We start from the raw sequence: 16,092 nt of genomic DNA on the forward strand, positions 1-16,092 counted from the left end.
AAACGTTAAATTAAATTTCTTTTTGAATCAAACCCCGTTGATACGTAGCGATGCGCCGGTAATCGGTTTCCAGAACACGCGCCAAGCTGATGAAGATCGGCAACAACTGCCGGTATTCATGCATCGCCTCTTCGTTTGGCACGTGACGGTGCGTATCACCGATCATGTCTGCGGCCACCTCAAATGAATCGACTTCCCCCGTCGCATACAATCCGAGAATACAGGCTCCAAGACAGGAACTTTCAAAACTTTCCGGAATGACGACTTCTGATTCGAAGATATCCGCCATCATCTGACGCCACACTTCAGAACGGGCGAACCCCCCGGTTGCCTGAATCCGTGTGACCGGACCATCCATACATTCGATGAGCGCAAGGAAAACGGTGTACAAGTTGTAGATGACACCTTCCAGCGCTGCCCGAATCATGTGTTCTTTTTTATGCGATAACGTCAAGCCGAAGAACGAACCGCTGACATCCGGATTCCAGAGCGGTGCCCGTTCGCCCGACAGATACGGATGAAACAGTAAGCCGTCCGAACCCGGGCGGACCCGCTCGGCGATTTTCGTCAAGACAGCATACGGATCAATCCCGAGCCGTTTCGCCGTTTCGACTTCCGACGATGCGAGCTCATCCCGGATCCAGCGTAAGACCATGCCTCCGTTATTGACCGGACCACCGATGACCCAATGGTTTTCGGTTAAGGCATAACAGAAGATCCGACCTTTTTCGTCGGTTTGCGGCCGGTCGATGATCGTCCGGATGGCACCGCTCGTTCCGATCGTAATCGCGATTTCCCCTTTGCGGATCGCATTGACGCCGAGGTTCGACAGCACGCCGTCACTGGCTCCGATCAGGAATGGTGTAGAAGGATCCAATCCAATTTGTTTGGCGTATTCCGGTGCGAGATTCGTAAACGAAGTCGTCGTTGAAACCGGGCGCGACAGTTTGGATGCATCGATGCCGGCGACGTGCAGGGCTTCTGTATCCCAGTCGAGTTCATGAATGTTGAACAAGCCGGTCGCTGACGCCAGTGAATGATCGATGGCATACTCACCGAACAGACGTTGGAAAACAAATTCCTTGATGCCGATGTATTTTTTTGTTTGGGCGGCAATGTCGGGATGTTCTTCGACAAGCCAACAAATCTTGCTGAGCGGTGACATCGGATGAACCGGTGTTCCCGTCCGGTGATAGATCGAATAGCCGTATTGTTCCTTGATCCGATTCGACCAGACTTCACTCCGGCTGTCCGCCCATGTGATGCAGGCAGTCAGCGGCTGGTCGTGTTCGTCCATCGCAATCAAACTGTGCATCGCGCTGCTGAAGGCAACGAACTTCGGCTGCTGCGTTGGATGTTGTTTCGTCATCAACCGGATGCTTTCGAGGACGGCATGAAAAATCTCTTCCGGATCCTGTTCCGCCGTTGAACGGTTTGGTGTATGAAGCGGATAACCGATGTTCGTTTGTCCGACGACTTCCCCTGTCGTCGTGAAGAGCACCGCTTTTGTACTGGTCGTGCCGATATCAATCCCTAACATGTATTCAGTCATGTGGCTCGACTCCCTTCGTCATCAGTTGTTGTGACTTCCATAAATCCTCGACTTCCTGCACATCATCAAAGTTCTGATGCAGCGAGGCAATCATTCGTTTCCGGTCACCGGTTTCGATAGCTTCGATGTAGAGGGCGTGGTTCGCGAGGATCCGGTCGAAGTCCTCGATGTCCTCGTCGATACGTTGGCGCATCGACAATAAGATGAAACTTTCCATGACAGGTTTTAGATTTTGCCACATCATACTGACGTAACCATGGTCAATCGATCGGATGATCGTTTCGTGGAATAAGACGTCTTGATAGGAAAATTCGTCCGCATCCTTGTATTTAATGGCGATTTTCATCATCTCGAGCACCTTGCTCAGTTCACGGACCAGCTCTTGCCGCTCCATCCGCACGAGACGTTCGAAGACGAATGTCTCGATTAACAGCCGGACATCGTAGATTTCTTGGATGTCGCGCTTCGACAGTCCGACGACGACAGCTCCCATTCGTTCCAACCGGATGATCCGTTCTGATGCCAGGACTTTCAAGGCATCACGGACCGGAGAACGGCTGACGGAAAAGTCAGCGGCCAACTTATTTTCAGACAAAACTGTCCCGCTTTCGATTTTGCCGGAAATGATCCGCATCCGCAGTTCATAGGCAACACGATCACCGGCAGATGCTTTTGATAACCATTTAATCGGGTATAAAAGATCAGACATAAAATCACCTACTTTGTTTAATAAGTATACTTGTATACAAGTAGTATAAACGACGGAAACTAAAATGCAAGCGCTTTAATTAAATTGTCATCTTTGTCCAATTCGGTCTGATCTGTATGATAGGCTAGACAAAGAACAGCTACTAATGGAAGAAAAAATCAGAGACTCGGAGGTATGAAAATGAAAATTCTAGTTGTCGGAGCAGGGGCAGTCGGCGGTTATTTTGGAGGACGTTTGGCGGAAAAAGGGGAGGATGTCACGTTTTTAGTCCGTCCACGTCGTATGCAGGAGTTGGAACAATCCGGACTCCGGATCAGCAGTCCGCACGGTGATGTTGAGCTGTCGCCACGTTTGATCGAGGCCGGAACAGATGAGACGTTTGATCTGATTCTGCTTTCGACGAAAGCCTACCACCTGGATCAGGTCGTACAGGATATCGAACCGTTTGTCGCGGAACATACATACATTTTGCCGTTGTTAAATGGAATGGCACATCTGGAGCGGTTAACTGAAACATTTGGTGAACACCGTGTGCTCGGCGGACTATGCTTCATCGAATCGACACTGAATGAACAGGGACGGATTCTTCAAACCAGTCCTTCTCACCATCTGTTGTTTGGTCCATTGACGGGGGAACGGACGCAACGCCTGGAAGAACTGGAACGGCATCTGACCGGAACAAAAGCGCCGATCAAGTATTCGGAAACGATCATCCGTGACATGTGGAACAAGTATTTGTTCATCACGACGTTTTCAGGGGTAACGTCGCTTTTCCGTTCGGCGATTGGTCCGATTCGGGAGCAGGCACAGGGGATGGAGCTGATCCGGCAATTGACGGCTGAAGCCAAACAGGCGATGGAGCAACAGGGAGCTGTGTTCAGTGACGAAATCGAACAGGTTCAAGAACAACAGATCCGTCAGATGAGCGAGACGATGAAATCGTCACTTCAGCGCGATATGGAAAAAGGCAACGATGTCGAATCCACGCATCTTTTTCAGACACTGCTCTCTACGGAAGAGACAGCACAACCGCTCTTACGGATGATTCATACGAATCTCGAAATCTATCGGAATCAATTAAAACAGGTTTAAGTATTTGTTATATCGGGAAATCTAATGTGGATGTACAGATTAGAATCAAACGCAGTCAAGAATATGTTAAATTCAAGCAATTCGTTGACTTACTGAATTAAACTCATCTATCCTTAAATGGATTGGTTGAATAAAAAGTAAAATATATTTTTGTGAGCTAATTTTAATGGACAATGAAAACAGAAGTGAGAGGGGAATTACTTTACATGAAACGTATTATTATTCGCGCTGGTATGACACCGTTTGAACAGTTCGACGCAGAATATCTCATGAAACACAATTCAATCGGAGGAAACGTCGGAAACCTGATTTATCAATACAGCATCTTCCGCACATTGATGACAGAAGGCACGACGATTACACCGGATTATTACTACTATGAAGAAGAGCGTGCAGATGAGATCAACGCCAACTTCGACCTGTACGTCATTCCACTCGCAGACGCATTCCGTAAAGAATTCGTTCCGACACTTCGTAAATATACAAAATTGATTAAAAAGCTGAAGATTCCAGTCGTCGTCATCGGCGTTGGTCTACGCGCACCGTTTGAGCCGGACTTAAAAGAAGGTTTTTCATTCGATGAAGATGTAAAGGCATTTGTCAGTGCCGTCCTCGAACGTTCAAGCATGCTTGGACTTCGTGGTGAAATCACATCAAAATATTTGACGCGCCTTGGTTTCCGCGAAGGAATCGATCACAAAGTCATCGGTTGCCCATCGATGTATGCGTTTGGCCGTGATCTGAAAATCCGTGAAACGAACATCACGAAAGATTCGATGATCGGCGTCAACTCGTCACGTCTTGCGCCGCAGAACGTCCTGAACTTCATCACACGCGGAATGAAAGAGTACCCGAACCACTACTTCATCCCGCAATGGATGAAAGAGTTACGCTTGACGTACACAGGGACACATCCGATTGCTGACTTATCGGTCACGAACTATCCAGTCAAGATGTCGGATCCGGCATACATGAACGACCGTGTCCGCTTCTTCTTGAATGCACAGACATGGATCGACTTCTTAAAAGAAGCCGACTTCAGCTTTGGAGCACGTCTTCACGGAAACATCACGGCGACGCTTGCCGGCACGCCAAGTATCCTGATTCCGAAAGATGCACGGATGCGTGAATTGACGGATTACCACCAATTGACACACATCTGGGCAAATGACATCACAGACAGCACACGTTTGTCGGATGTAATCGAGTCTGCAGACTTCCAGAGCCCGGCTCGTGTACAGGCACGTAACTTCGATAACTTCGTCGAGTTCTTGAACACAAACGACTTAGAGCATATCTACAAAGAAACAAACTATCCGGAGAACGTTCCGTTTGATCGGGAAATGGCGAAAGCCGAACTGCTTCCAGTCGTCAAACCGATTACAGGAATCAGCATCGAAGAAGCCGTTTCACGTTTTGAATCGTACTTCCCGGAAGAAGAACAAAAAATCGTGGCAGCTCAAAAACGCGATAAAGCGAAGATTGCTGAGAAAGACAAAAAAATCAAATCGCTTCAAGGCAAGTTGAACAATCAAACAAAAGAAATGAAACATCAGCAGGGCACCCTGAACCGGAAAGCGGTTCGGATGGCATTGAAAACAGCTGACTTGTTTGCGAAGAAATAAGCAAAAGACGTCTTATACCGTTCTGGTGTAAGACGTTTTTTTTAATGATATATTCTGAATTGTGTTGACAATTCAGAACGTGGTTGGTACTGTTATGAAAAATTACATTCTTATCCAGAGAGGTGGAGGGACTGGCCCTTTGAAGCCTCAGCAACAGGTCGCAAGATACTGTGCTAATTCCTGCGGGTGTCGTACCCGATCGATAAGCTTCTTTTGATTGTCGACCGGCGCACCCATGTATGTGGGTGCGTTTTTTTATTGTAAGTGAGAGAAAGAGGAGTGTGGAAGAGCAGATGAAAGAGGAGACGTTTCGACGAAAAATGGAATCCCGGCATATCGTCATGCTGTCACTGGGTGGTGTCATCGGGACAGGATTGTTTTTAAGTACAGGTTATACACTCGAGCAGGCCGGTCGGATCGGAACGATTTTATCGTACTTGGTCGGGGCACTGGCAGTTTATCTCGTGATGCTGTGTTTGGGAGAGTTAGCAGTACATATGCCGGAAACCGGCGCCTTTCATAGTTATGCGACGAAGTACATCGGATCCGGAACCGGTTATACGGTGGCGTGGCTCTACTGGTTGACGTGGACGGTCGCCCTCGGGTCGGAATTCACGGCAGCCGGCTTGTTGATGCAACGCTGGTTCCCGGACGTTCCGGTCTGGATGTTCAGCGGCGTATTCGTCGTCATGATTTTAGGAATCAACGTCCTGACGGTCCGCTTGTTCGCGGAGGTCGAGTTTTGGTTTTCCGCCGTCAAAGTATTGACGATTTTAGTCTTCATCGTCTTGGGAACAGCAGCGATCGTCGGATTTTTACCGCTCGCGGACGGATCACAGGCGCCGTTGCTTGCTCCTTTGACAGAAGGCGGATTGTTTCCGAATGGTGCCTTCGCCATCTTGCTGACGATGCTTGCCGTCAACTTCGCTTACTCCGGGACGGAACTGATTGGAATCGCAGCAGGGGAAGCCGTCGATCCAAAACGAACAGTGCCGCTGGCAATTCGCACGACGATTTTCAGATTGGTCCTGTTTTTTGTCGGAACGATCATCGTTCTTGCGATTCTTTTACCGAATGATTCAAAAGGTGTCCTCGAAAGTCCGTTTGTGGCCGTGTTTGAGCGAATCGGTCTGCCGTTTGCCGCGGACATCATGAACTTCGTCATTTTGACAGCCATTCTGTCGGCTGCGAATTCCGGATTGTATGCCGCGTCGCGGATGCTCTGGTCCTTATCCGATCAACGGATGATTACACCGTTCTTTTCCAAGCTGAATGCGAGTGGTGTACCAACACGTGCTGTATGCTTCAGTATGCTCGGTGGTCTGCTCGCCTTGTTTTCCAGTGTTTACGCACCGGGTTCGGTCTACATTGCTCTGGTCTCGATTTCCGGTCTTGCCGTTGTCGTCGTCTGGATGAGTATCAGCGCGTCACAGTTCATGTTCCGAAGACGGTATCTGCAGGAGGGGAATGATCTCAGCGATTTAGTGTACCGGACGCCATGGTATCCGCTTGTCCCAATCGTCTCTTTTTTAATGTGTCTGGCCTCTTTGATCGGAATCGCCTTTGATCCGACACAACGGGTGGCGCTGTACTTTGGTGTGCCCTTCATCGCCTTATGTTACGTCGTCCATCATCTGACTAAAAAATCATGGAAACGGAGTGTGGAAGATGTCAAAGAAAAACAATCCAGTTGAACGGTTGCTACATGAAAAACCCTATATCTTATTAGACGGGGCGCTCGCGACCGAACTTGAACGTAACGGCAGTAATCTCGACGATCCGCTTTGGTCGGCGCGTGTATTGGTCGAAGAACCGGAGCAGATTCATCGTGTGCACGCCGACTATTTTAAAATCGGAGCGGACTGTGCCATCACGTCGAGTTATCAGGCGAGTATCGACGGCTTCAAGAGCCGGGGAATCGAAACGGACGAAGCGCTTGAATTGATGCAACAAACCGTCCATCTTGCACAACAAGCACGGCAAGAAACAGGAGGAAAAGCGCGTCACGCACTCATCGCGGGATCAATCGGACCGTACGGCGCTTCCCTGTCCGACGGATCGGAATACGTCGGTCATTACGGAGTCGACGATGCCCGGCTAGAAGCCTTCCACCGTCCGCGGCTCGAAGCTTTGATTGCGGCCGGCGCCGATCTGCTGGCGTTTGAGACGATTCCTTCCTTACAAGAAGCCAAAGTGCTGTTTCGTCTGCTCGAAGAATTTCCGGAACAATCGGCTTGGCTTGCCTTTTCCTTGCGTGACGCGACGCATATCAGTGAAGGAACGACGTTGGTCGAGTGCATCGAAGCTTTAGGTGGGCATCCGCAACTGGCAGCAATCGGTGCCAATTGTTTTCCAGCATCAATCGCGACGACGTTCATCACCGGCTTAAAACAACTGACCGATGTTCCGATCATCGTCTATCCGAATTCAGGGGAACATTATGATCCGGTCAGTAAAACATGGTCCGGTGAAACGGCCTGTACCGCGTTCGAAGACATTGCGCCGGAGTGGTACGCGGCAGGTGCCCGATTGATCGGCGGTTGTTGCCGCACGACACCGGAGCAGATCGAGCGTATTCAGCAGAACGTGACGATCATTTAACCGGAAGACGACGAAACATTCAGCTGAACAAAAACAGAGGGCGGATGTATAATCCGCCCTCTGTGCTGGGTTGCCCATTACTGTTTTTCAGGAATTCACCGTTCCCGCAACGCTTGGTTAAACTGTTTCAGCAACCGTCCAAAGGATTCCGTATCTTCAGCCGGCCAGTCCGTTACGAGCCGTTCGATGCTCGTCAAACGAGCGGTCCGGTAGATTTCCAACTCGCGTTGACCGTGCGGTGTGATCTTGTAGAAGAAGGCCCGGCCATCTGTCGGGTCTTTTATTTTTTCGACCAGATTTTTTTGATCGAGGGCAGCCGCTTGCCGACTGACAGTCGATACGTCGAGCTGCAATTCACGTGCGAGCGTCTTGACACCGACTTGACCGGAATCCGACAGTTGGCGCAACAGCAAGTAGGACGCGCGGTCCAAATTCCGGTTATCGGCCGTCGCCGTCGTCAAACGACGAATCAAAATCGCCAGTTCGAGTTCAATCGTTTCCAGGGATTGATTAGACATCTTATCACCTCTTCATATCAGCCTCTATTGCCCTCATCATTACGCACGAGACGACCGCTGTCAATACAAGAGCAGGGTTCTTGACACGGTTATAGTTGTATTATACAATCATAAATGTTATTTAATTGTATCGTGCAACTGAATGTTATGAACTTATTCCATTACAGCATCTGATAAAGGGGAATTCCGATGAAAGCTTATCAATCCATGAAAGAAACCGTCATTACTGTCAGTGAACAAGATACGATCCGGACGGTGGTTGAACGTTTTATTGCATCCGGAATCAGCGGTGTTCCGGTCGTGAACGAACAGCAGGAGGTCGTCGGTTACATCAGTGACGGGGACATCATGCGGGCGATCGGGAAACATAAAGACATCATCGTCGATACATTCGTCTACGTCGACGTCATCAAAGGCGATGACGAAAACTACGAAGAGCGTGTTCGGCATATCTTGAATCGACCGGTCATGGAGATGGCACGGCGAAAAGTCGTCACAGCGACGGTGGAGACCGAGATGGAAGAAATCGCGGCGACGCTAGGCGCGAAACGGATTAAAAAACTGCCGATTCTAAAAGACGGAAAGCTCGTCGGAATCATCAGTCGTGGTGACGTCATCCGTCACTCCTTTAAACAGTTTATTTAAGAAAGAAGGATTCATATGGCTCTTGCTGAAAAAACAACGACACTTGCGCCTGAAACAGTCTTGGCTGAAAGCAAACAAGGTTTGCTGCATCAGCCGATTGCGGTTTGGGCGGTATTTTTTGCCAGTATCACGGCATTCATGGGGATGGGGCTTGTCAATCCGGTCTTACCAACGATTGCCGACAATCTAGAAGCTTCCAAAAGTGAAGTCACATTGCTGTTTACGAGTTATAACGCCGTCATGGCGTTTGCGATGCTGATCACCGGTGCGATTTCGTCCCGGATCGGTCAAAAAGGAACATTGATGCTCGGGATCGCCGTCATTGCGGTTGTCGCCGGTTTCGCGTCACAAGCCGACAGCATCTGGACGCTCGTCGCTTTACGCGGCGGTTGGGGACTCGGGAACGCCTTGTTCGTTGCGACGGCCCTTGCCGCGATCGTTTCCCTGTCATCCGGCGGAACGGCGAAAGCGATCATCTTATATGAAGCAGCGGTCGGTCTCGGGATTTCAATCGGTCCATTGCTGGGCGGGACACTTGGTTCGATTACATGGCGTGCGCCGTTCATGGGTGTTGCGACGATCATGGTCATCGCGTTCCTCGTCTTGTTGTTCTTGATGCCAAAACCAGTTGCGACGGCGACACCACCGAAAAAGATTTCGTTGCTGGCACCGTTCCAGGCAATGAAACACCGGTCATTACTGACACTCGGAATCGTTGCTGCCCTGTATAACGTCGGATTCTTCACGATCATGGCGTATGCGCCGTTCGTCATGAAGCTGCCGGCACAAGGGCTCGGGTTTGTCTTCCTCGGTTGGGGGATGTTGCTCGCCTTGACGTCCGTCCTGACAGCACCAAAATTAAAACAATGGCTCGGGACGATCAAAGCGATGGTACTGATGCTTCTCTTATTCGCCGTCTTGTTACTGCTAATGGGGATCTTTACCGAAACACCAGCAGTCGTCATCGTCTGTGTCATTCTTGCCGGAGCTGTGCTCGGGAACAATAACACTTTGATTACGACAGCAGTCATGGATGCAGCGCCGGTCGAACGCTCGACAGCATCAGCAGCATACAGTTTCTTACGTTTTCTCGGGGCAGCCATCGCACCGTTCATGGCCGGTAAATTGGCTGAAATTTTTAATGCCAACCTGCCGTTTTACGTCGGGAGTGCATTTGTCTTATTGTCTGTCGTCATCATCGGGGTCAATCTCAAACACATTCGTCATATCGATACAACAGACAGCGGACATTAATGCCAACAGCAAACGTCCCTTCTTTCGCAAAACCAGCGAAGGGAGGGACGTTTTTTGAGCGTTCAAGACCGTGGATACGTCGTTTCCAGAAAAGCGACGGAGTGAACGATCAGCTCTCGTAAGACAAGCAGGTCGACATCTGCTAGTTTATTAATATAGACACAGCTTTTTCCGGTCTTGTGTTTGCCGAGACGCGCGAGGAATTGCTCACGCTCCGGACCTGTTGCGAAATAGAGGCTGATGTTCGCTTTGCGGGGCGAGAATCCGACAAGAAATGAGTCGCCTTCATGTCCGGAAGAATACCGATAGTGATAGTGACCGAATCCAATCATCGTGTCACCCCACATAACAGCCGGATAACCCGTCATCTCTTCAAAAATCTGCCGCAATTGTTCACAGTCCGTCCGTTTTGACACTGGCGTGATCGTACTCAAAAAGGCATCGACGCTTTGATCCGTCGGTAACGTCTTTTGCTGATCAGTCATAAGAAAACTCCTTTCGTGAGTGGGCGACGGTCATTTCGATTCGTTACAAAACCATTCCCTGTCTAACGGAGATTCATTCAAAAAGAGGTGATTTAGTTGAACCATGTGATTTCATTTACGGGATATGACGAGACGATTGACTGGCACATCGTCGAAGTGAATGAAGCGTTGGCTACATTACAAATCGACGTGTGGCATCAGGATAAAAGGATCCATCAGATGACGTTATCGTTTGAAGAATATGACCGATTTGCCCATGAATTTCGGATTGTTCATGAGCAGTTTCCGGGAATCGTTTCCTTTGAAAACGCTGGGTTTATATTTGAATTGATCTACAACCGGCTGGGGCATGTTCGAATCGACTGGCGTCACGTTGACGAATCAAACCATACATTACAGTCTGATCAAAGTTATGTTGGGCAAGCCCTTGGCTTGATCGGCGTGTACACTTAAAAATCCTCCATTCGTCGTGTAAGAGACGAATGGAGGATTTTTTTAGGTATATGAATGGAGCGCTAAACGCGTGCACAACTCGATCGTTTCTTCATATTCCGATAAAGGAATGGACTCATCGATTTGGTGCGCCAGCCGAAAATCGTGGAAAGAAGCAACGGCAATCGGGAAGCTTCGGGCGGCCTGACTGAACATGGCGCCGTCTGTTCCTCCAGGAATCGCGACGCGTCGTGTCGGCTGACGGCGAATGGATTCCATCGTTGTTGCGACGACATGCAAGAACAGGTCCTCGGAATCAGTTTCACAGGATGGAATCTCCTTGATGACAGTGACTTTCATCGAAAAGCTGTCGTCCTGTTCACGCAGACGTTGATTGATTTCTTCCAGTGCGGTTAAGACCTGTTCCCGTCCGAATCCGGGAATCGTCCGGATGTCCATATAAAATGCAGCTTGGCTCGGAATGACGTTTGGACCTTCACCGCCCGTAATGGACGTGATGGAAGCGACGACCGGACCGAGCTCCGGATGACTGTGAGTGGTGATCGTAAACCGGTCGGATTTGATTTCTCGAATCACACGATACAGATCATCGATGGCATTTTGACCGAGTTGGGGCGAAGAGCTGTGAGCGCTTTTACCCGTACACGATACTTCCACGCCGACGACTCCTTTTTGGGCGTAGCCAAGAAAACCGCTTGTCGGTTCCGTAATCAACAGAGCGTCCAAATCATCTGCGTCACCACGTTCTGTTAAATGACGGGCCCCGGTCATCCCGTTTTCTTCGTCGGATGTGATCAACAATTTCAGATGGTTTGGTAAGTCATCCCGTTGGTTCAATTCAAGCATCATGCTGACCATTGCCATGACACCGGATTTCATATCGGAGGCGCCACGTCCGTAGATGCGTCCTTGCTCGATTTCGCCGCCGAACGGATCCTTTGTCCACTCGCTGAGTTGAACAGGCACGGTATCCAGATGACCCGAGAAGCCAATCGTTTTCGGGTGAACGGCCGAAACGCCGGCTTGGATCGTTGCGACGAGACAAATCCGTTTAGGTGACACCTCGATCCATTCCGTCTCGATTCCGTGTGACGTCAGTAAATCATAGACGTACGCGGCGACGTTCTCTTCCCCGTCGAGTGGATTGGTGCTTTGAATTTGTAAACAGCGTTGTAAATAAGTAATCGATTCTGTAAGCATAGTTTCTCCCCCTTTATTTTACTTTTCCCGTTCAAAAGTAGTTCAGTGAGGTAAACTAATGCCCAAAACATTTAAGCGTCTCGAATTTCTTAGGGTCAAACCGTTCAAAAATGAACAAAAAAAGCACGGCTCCACAAGTAGGAACCGTGCTGAAAAAAACGTCGCTTATTCCGCGTCTGTTTTCCATTTATCATCGATTAACATTTCACCCGGCCACGTATAGGCCATGATGCCGCCGTCAGCCGTGATGTCTTCACCCGTAACGTATGAACTGTCATCTGAAGCGAGGAACAAGGCAACCGTTGCCATCTCACGCGGTTTACCGAGGCGACCGAGTGGTGTGATCCAAGCATTGGCATCACGGAACTGCTTCCCTTGCTCTTCTTCTTTTCCGCCGACGAGTGTATCGATGAGCGGCGTTTCGATTGTTCCCGGCGAAAGCGAGTTGACGCGGATGCCTTCCCGGGCATAGTCGATTGCCATCGCGCGTGTGAAGTTGGCGATGCCGCCTTTTGCCGCGTTATATCCGGAACGATTCAAGTCGGCCGCACGTCCCGACATCGATGACGTGTTGATGATCGATCCGCCGTTTTTCAGCATCAATGGAATGACAAACTTACTCGTCAAGAAAGTCCCCCGTAAATCGACGGCGATGATTTGGTCAAACAGTTCGATCGGATATTCATGGACTTTCCCGCCTTGCTGATCAATCCCGGCATTGTTGAACAGGACATCAACCGTCCCGTATGTAGACGCTAAATGGTCTGCGAGCTGTTTTACGCTATCGACTTGTGAGACGTCGACATGAACCGCTTCTGCTTTTCCGCCTGCCTGCTCAATCTGTTTGACCGTTGCTTGTGCTTTTTCCAGATCAACATCCGCACAGACGACGGTCGCTCCCTGTTCTGCAAAAACGAGTGCCGTTGCCTGGCCGATTCCTGTCGCCGATCCGGTAATGACTGCTACTTTATTCTCAAGTCGTTTCATAAAAAAATCTCCTCCTGAAAAGTAATGTCCGATTTTGTGCTTTACCTTATGAAACATTCCCTCCGCGAATCGAGCTAAACCCATCGAAGTGTCTAACGTTTTGGAGGAACGGGAACATCAAAAAACAGGAAAGCGCAAAACGAAAGGAATGAGAACGCTGACATCAGAGCAATGGGAATATGCAAAAAAATTATTAGAGGAAGCCGTGCAGCACCAAATCGAGTTGGCACGTGGACCGATGCGAAACGAATTGATTGAGGGAACGACACCCGTCTTATGGTTTGGTGACGTCTCGAAGAAAAGCTGGTTGACGGTCGCGACGAATCCGTCAGCCGGACAATTTTTGAATAAGGAAGGAACGATGCGTTTTGATTCGACGGGTCCGTTCTTTTTACTTGAGCCGGATATGTCTTTAGAGACCTATCTAACGGAGCAACACGTTGAACAAACGATCGACAAGTTTAATCACTATTTTCAACAACCTGATGTTTATAAGACATGGTTCGGAAAGGAACAGGGTGGAAAACTGGAAGGGTTCTTAAATGGATTTGGGGGGTCCTTTTATGATGACGCTCTTCTTCCGGTCATCCATACGGATTTTTTTCCGTTCCCGACCAGACGCTACATGGGGACGATTGCGATGCGGCAGGATCTCGAACAGACGGACTTTGGACAAACTTTTTTGAAAAAGCTGCTGCCGTTGTTTTCCCTGCATGGCATCATTTTGCTCGGACGCGAGCACACGGACCGTTTCCGGAAACTGGATCCAAGCATCACGTGGCAAGAACCCGTCGCGTTGACCGATTATCCGGATGCCGTCGTCGAATTTGGTTATTCCGCTGCATTCGGGATTCCGATCATCGGACTTCACTTTAAACCAAGCGAACAGTTCCTTGGTCTCGGCAGTCGTCCTGACGACAAGGGCCGGAGTCACGGAACATATGGTTCGACAAAAGGACTGCGTGATATCGGACGGCAGGTGCGGCAAAAACTGGAGGCACTCGATGAATTGGAGGATTGACAGTCGTTTTTGTATCCGTAATAATGGAAATGAATTAGCACTCTGTCTTATAGAGTGCTAAAAAATACATGGGGGTATCGAAAATGGAAACGAAACAATTTAAAGCAGAATCCAAGCGATTGCTCGAAATGATGATTCATTCCATCTACACACACAAGGAAATCTTTTTACGTGAGTTGATTTCGAACGCCAGTGACGCAATGGATAAGATTTACTACAAAGCGTTGACGGACGAGACGATTACGTTCGACAAGGATGCTTACAAAATTACGATTCAGCCGAACCCTAAAACCCGTCAACTGATTTTACGCGATACAGGAATCGGAATGACAAAAGAAGAGCTCGAAGAAAACCTCGGAACGATTGCCAAAAGCGGATCGCTCGCCTTTAAGGCAGAAAATGAATCGCAAGACGGTCATGATATCATCGGACAGTTCGGCGTCGGTTTTTATTCCGCCTTCATGGTCGCCGACACCGTGACGGTCGTCACGAAACCGTTTGGCAGTGACGTCGCTTATAAGTGGGAGTCACACGGGGTCGACGGACATACGATCGAAGAGGTCGAAAAAGAGACCGTCGGAACAGACATCACACTTCATATCAAAGCCAACGAAGACGAAGAGAACTACGATGAATATTTGGAACCACACCGTCTGCGGAGTATCGTCAAGAAATACTCGGACTTCATCCGTTATCCGATCGAGATGGAGGAAACGGAACAACGTCCGGTCGACGGATCAGATGAAACAGAGACGGTCACGGTCATGAAAACGGTCAACAGCATGGTCCCGATCTGGCGGAAAAACAAACGGGAGCTGACGGATGAGGACTACCGTAACTTCTATCAGGAAAAACGTTACGGATTTGATGCGCCGATCAAACACATTCACATCAGTGCCGATGGAGCCGTCCGTTATCAATCGATCTTGTTCATTCCAGAACAGCCTTCCTTTGATTATTATTCAAAAGAGTTCGAGAAGGGGCTGGAACTGTATGCGAACGGCGTCTTGATCATGGAAAAATGCAGTGATCTGCTGCCGGATCATTTTAGCTTCGTCAAAGGGATGGTCGATTCAGAAGACTTGTCGCTCAACATCTCGCGTGAAATGCTGCAACATGATCGCCAGTTGAAGTTGATCGCCAAAAACATTCAAAGCAAAATCAAGACACAACTTGAAGCGTTGCTTCGGGACGACCGGGAAAAATACGAGACGTTTTATCAAGCCTTTGGCCGTCAATTGAAGTTTGGTATCTACAATGATTACGGCATGCAAAAGGATACGGTCAAAGACCTCGTCCTGTTCCATTCGGCGAAAGAGAAAAAACTGGTAACGCTCGCAGAATACGTCGCCGCGATGCCGGAAGACCAGAAGTACATCTATTATGCGTCAGGGGAGAGCACGGACCGGTTGGATAAATTGCCGCAGTCGGAGCTCGTCAAGGACAAAGGATTCGATATCCTTTACTTCACGGAAGAGATTGATGAATTTGCGATTCAGATGCTGCTCAATTACGACGGGAAAGAATTCAAGTCCGTCACGAGCAGCGATCTCGGAATCGAGCAGACGGATCAAGCCGAAACGACGGAGACACAAGTCGAGATGTTTAACGCGATGCAGGACGTACTGGCGGGACAGGTGAAAGAGGTCAAAGCTTCAACACGCTTGAAGTCACATCCGGTCTGCTTCGCGACGGATGGTGCGGTTTCAATCGAAATGGAGAAAATCCTCAAATCGATGCCGAACAATCAAGATGTCGCAGCCGTGAAAATTCTCGAATTGAACACGTCGCACGATGTGTTCCAGGCGATTGAGACGGCCTATGCCGAGGATCGTCCGAAATTCGAACTGTATACTAAACTGATGTATCAACAAGCGTTATTGATTGAAGGATTGCCGATCGAAGACCCGGTTGCCTTTGCGAATGAAGTCTGCGCGTTGATGGTCTGAA

Annotated in this window: 15 protein-coding genes and 1 riboswitch; of the genes, 9 read left to right on the plus strand and 6 right to left on the minus strand. The window is 49.1% G+C overall.

Going from position 1 to position 16,092, the window contains the following annotated elements; genetic code table 11:
- Positions 1–10: 10 nt before the first annotated feature.
- Together gntK and P397_RS0101430 are read right to left on the minus strand one after the other, a co-directional pair.
- Positions 11–1,552 carry a gluconokinase gene (gene gntK, locus P397_RS0101425; protein ID WP_028105380.1) on the minus strand — a complete coding sequence of 514 codons (1,542 nt, stop codon included), beginning with the start codon at positions 1,550–1,552 and terminating at the stop codon, positions 11–13.
- Positions 1,545–2,261 (minus strand): GntR family transcriptional regulator, encoded by a 717-nt coding sequence (locus P397_RS0101430; protein WP_026831631.1) that lies wholly within the window; start codon positions 2,259–2,261, stop codon positions 1,545–1,547. The genes gntK and P397_RS0101430 overlap by 8 nt, the downstream gene beginning before the upstream one ends.
- Positions 2,262–2,441: 180 nt before the next feature.
- Between P397_RS0101430 and P397_RS0101435 the strand changes: the two genes are divergently transcribed.
- From P397_RS0101435 to mmuM, 4 genes are all read left to right on the plus strand, one after another.
- Complete coding sequence (locus tag P397_RS0101435) at positions 2,442–3,353, plus strand: ketopantoate reductase family protein (protein ID WP_028105381.1); 912 nt, start codon at positions 2,442–2,444, stop codon at positions 3,351–3,353.
- A gap of 206 nt (positions 3,354–3,559) precedes the next feature.
- The gene (locus P397_RS0101440) at positions 3,560–4,978 is read left to right on the plus strand and encodes a polysaccharide pyruvyl transferase family protein (protein WP_028105382.1); all 1,419 of its coding nucleotides are present in this window, start codon (positions 3,560–3,562) and stop codon (positions 4,976–4,978) included.
- Positions 4,979–5,085: 107 nt separating this feature from the next.
- Positions 5,086–5,187: riboswitch (SAM riboswitch) on the plus strand.
- A gap of 84 nt (positions 5,188–5,271) precedes the next feature.
- The gene (locus tag P397_RS0101445; RefSeq protein ID WP_028105383.1) at positions 5,272–6,672 is read left to right on the plus strand and encodes an amino acid permease; all 1,401 of its coding nucleotides are present in this window, start codon (positions 5,272–5,274) and stop codon (positions 6,670–6,672) included.
- Positions 6,647–7,579 (plus strand): homocysteine S-methyltransferase, encoded by a 933-nt coding sequence (mmuM, locus tag P397_RS0101450; RefSeq protein WP_028105384.1) that lies wholly within the window; start codon positions 6,647–6,649, stop codon positions 7,577–7,579. The genes P397_RS0101445 and mmuM overlap by 26 nt, the downstream gene beginning before the upstream one ends.
- A gap of 95 nt (positions 7,580–7,674) precedes the next feature.
- On the opposite strand, the gene P397_RS0101455 is transcribed toward mmuM, so the two are convergent.
- Positions 7,675–8,097: a MarR family winged helix-turn-helix transcriptional regulator gene (locus tag P397_RS0101455; protein ID WP_028105385.1), complete on the minus strand. Its 423-nt coding sequence runs from the start codon at positions 8,095–8,097 to the stop codon at positions 7,675–7,677.
- A 189-nt stretch (positions 8,098–8,286) separates the two neighbouring features.
- Here P397_RS0101455 and P397_RS0101460 point away from each other — a divergent pair, with 189 nt between their 5' ends.
- Complete coding sequence (locus tag P397_RS0101460) at positions 8,287–8,742, plus strand: CBS domain-containing protein (RefSeq protein ID WP_028105386.1); 456 nt, start codon at positions 8,287–8,289, stop codon at positions 8,740–8,742.
- 15 nt (positions 8,743–8,757) lie between these two features.
- The gene (locus P397_RS0101465; protein ID WP_026831638.1) at positions 8,758–9,996 is read left to right on the plus strand and encodes an MFS transporter; all 1,239 of its coding nucleotides are present in this window, start codon (positions 8,758–8,760) and stop codon (positions 9,994–9,996) included.
- A gap of 62 nt (positions 9,997–10,058) precedes the next feature.
- Here the strand turns inward: P397_RS0101465 and P397_RS0101470 are convergent, their stop codons facing one another.
- Positions 10,059–10,481 carry a DUF1801 domain-containing protein gene (locus P397_RS0101470; RefSeq protein ID WP_026831639.1) on the minus strand — a complete coding sequence of 141 codons (423 nt, stop codon included), beginning with the start codon at positions 10,479–10,481 and terminating at the stop codon, positions 10,059–10,061.
- Positions 10,482–10,586: 105 nt separating this feature from the next.
- On the opposite strand from P397_RS0101470, the gene P397_RS0101475 reads away from it, so the two are divergent.
- Complete coding sequence (locus tag P397_RS0101475) at positions 10,587–10,934, plus strand: hypothetical protein (protein WP_235184016.1); 348 nt, start codon at positions 10,587–10,589, stop codon at positions 10,932–10,934.
- 42 nt (positions 10,935–10,976) lie between these two features.
- On the opposite strand, the gene P397_RS0101480 is transcribed toward P397_RS0101475, so the two are convergent.
- Both P397_RS0101480 and P397_RS0101485 read right to left on the minus strand, forming a co-directional pair.
- Positions 10,977–12,134: an ArgE/DapE family deacylase gene (locus P397_RS0101480; RefSeq protein ID WP_028105388.1), complete on the minus strand. Its 1,158-nt coding sequence runs from the start codon at positions 12,132–12,134 to the stop codon at positions 10,977–10,979.
- 165 nt (positions 12,135–12,299) lie between these two features.
- Positions 12,300–13,121 (minus strand): SDR family oxidoreductase, encoded by an 822-nt coding sequence (locus tag P397_RS0101485; RefSeq protein ID WP_028105389.1) that lies wholly within the window; start codon positions 13,119–13,121, stop codon positions 12,300–12,302.
- Positions 13,122–13,269: 148 nt separating this feature from the next.
- Here P397_RS0101485 and P397_RS0101490 point away from each other — a divergent pair, with 148 nt between their 5' ends.
- Both P397_RS0101490 and htpG read left to right on the plus strand, forming a co-directional pair.
- Positions 13,270–14,142, plus strand: coding sequence for a hypothetical protein (locus P397_RS0101490; RefSeq protein ID WP_028105390.1), 873 nt, complete (start codon positions 13,270–13,272; stop codon positions 14,140–14,142).
- A gap of 83 nt (positions 14,143–14,225) precedes the next feature.
- On the plus strand, positions 14,226–16,091 hold the full coding sequence (gene htpG, locus P397_RS0101495; RefSeq protein WP_028105391.1) for a molecular chaperone HtpG: 1,866 nt from the start codon (positions 14,226–14,228) through the stop codon (positions 16,089–16,091).
- Position 16,092 lies beyond the last annotated feature (1 nt).

This window comes from Exiguobacterium undae DSM 14481 (assembly GCF_000620805.1).
In the GTDB taxonomy this organism is placed as follows: Bacteria; Bacillota; Bacilli; order Exiguobacteriales; family Exiguobacteriaceae; genus Exiguobacterium_A; species Exiguobacterium_A undae.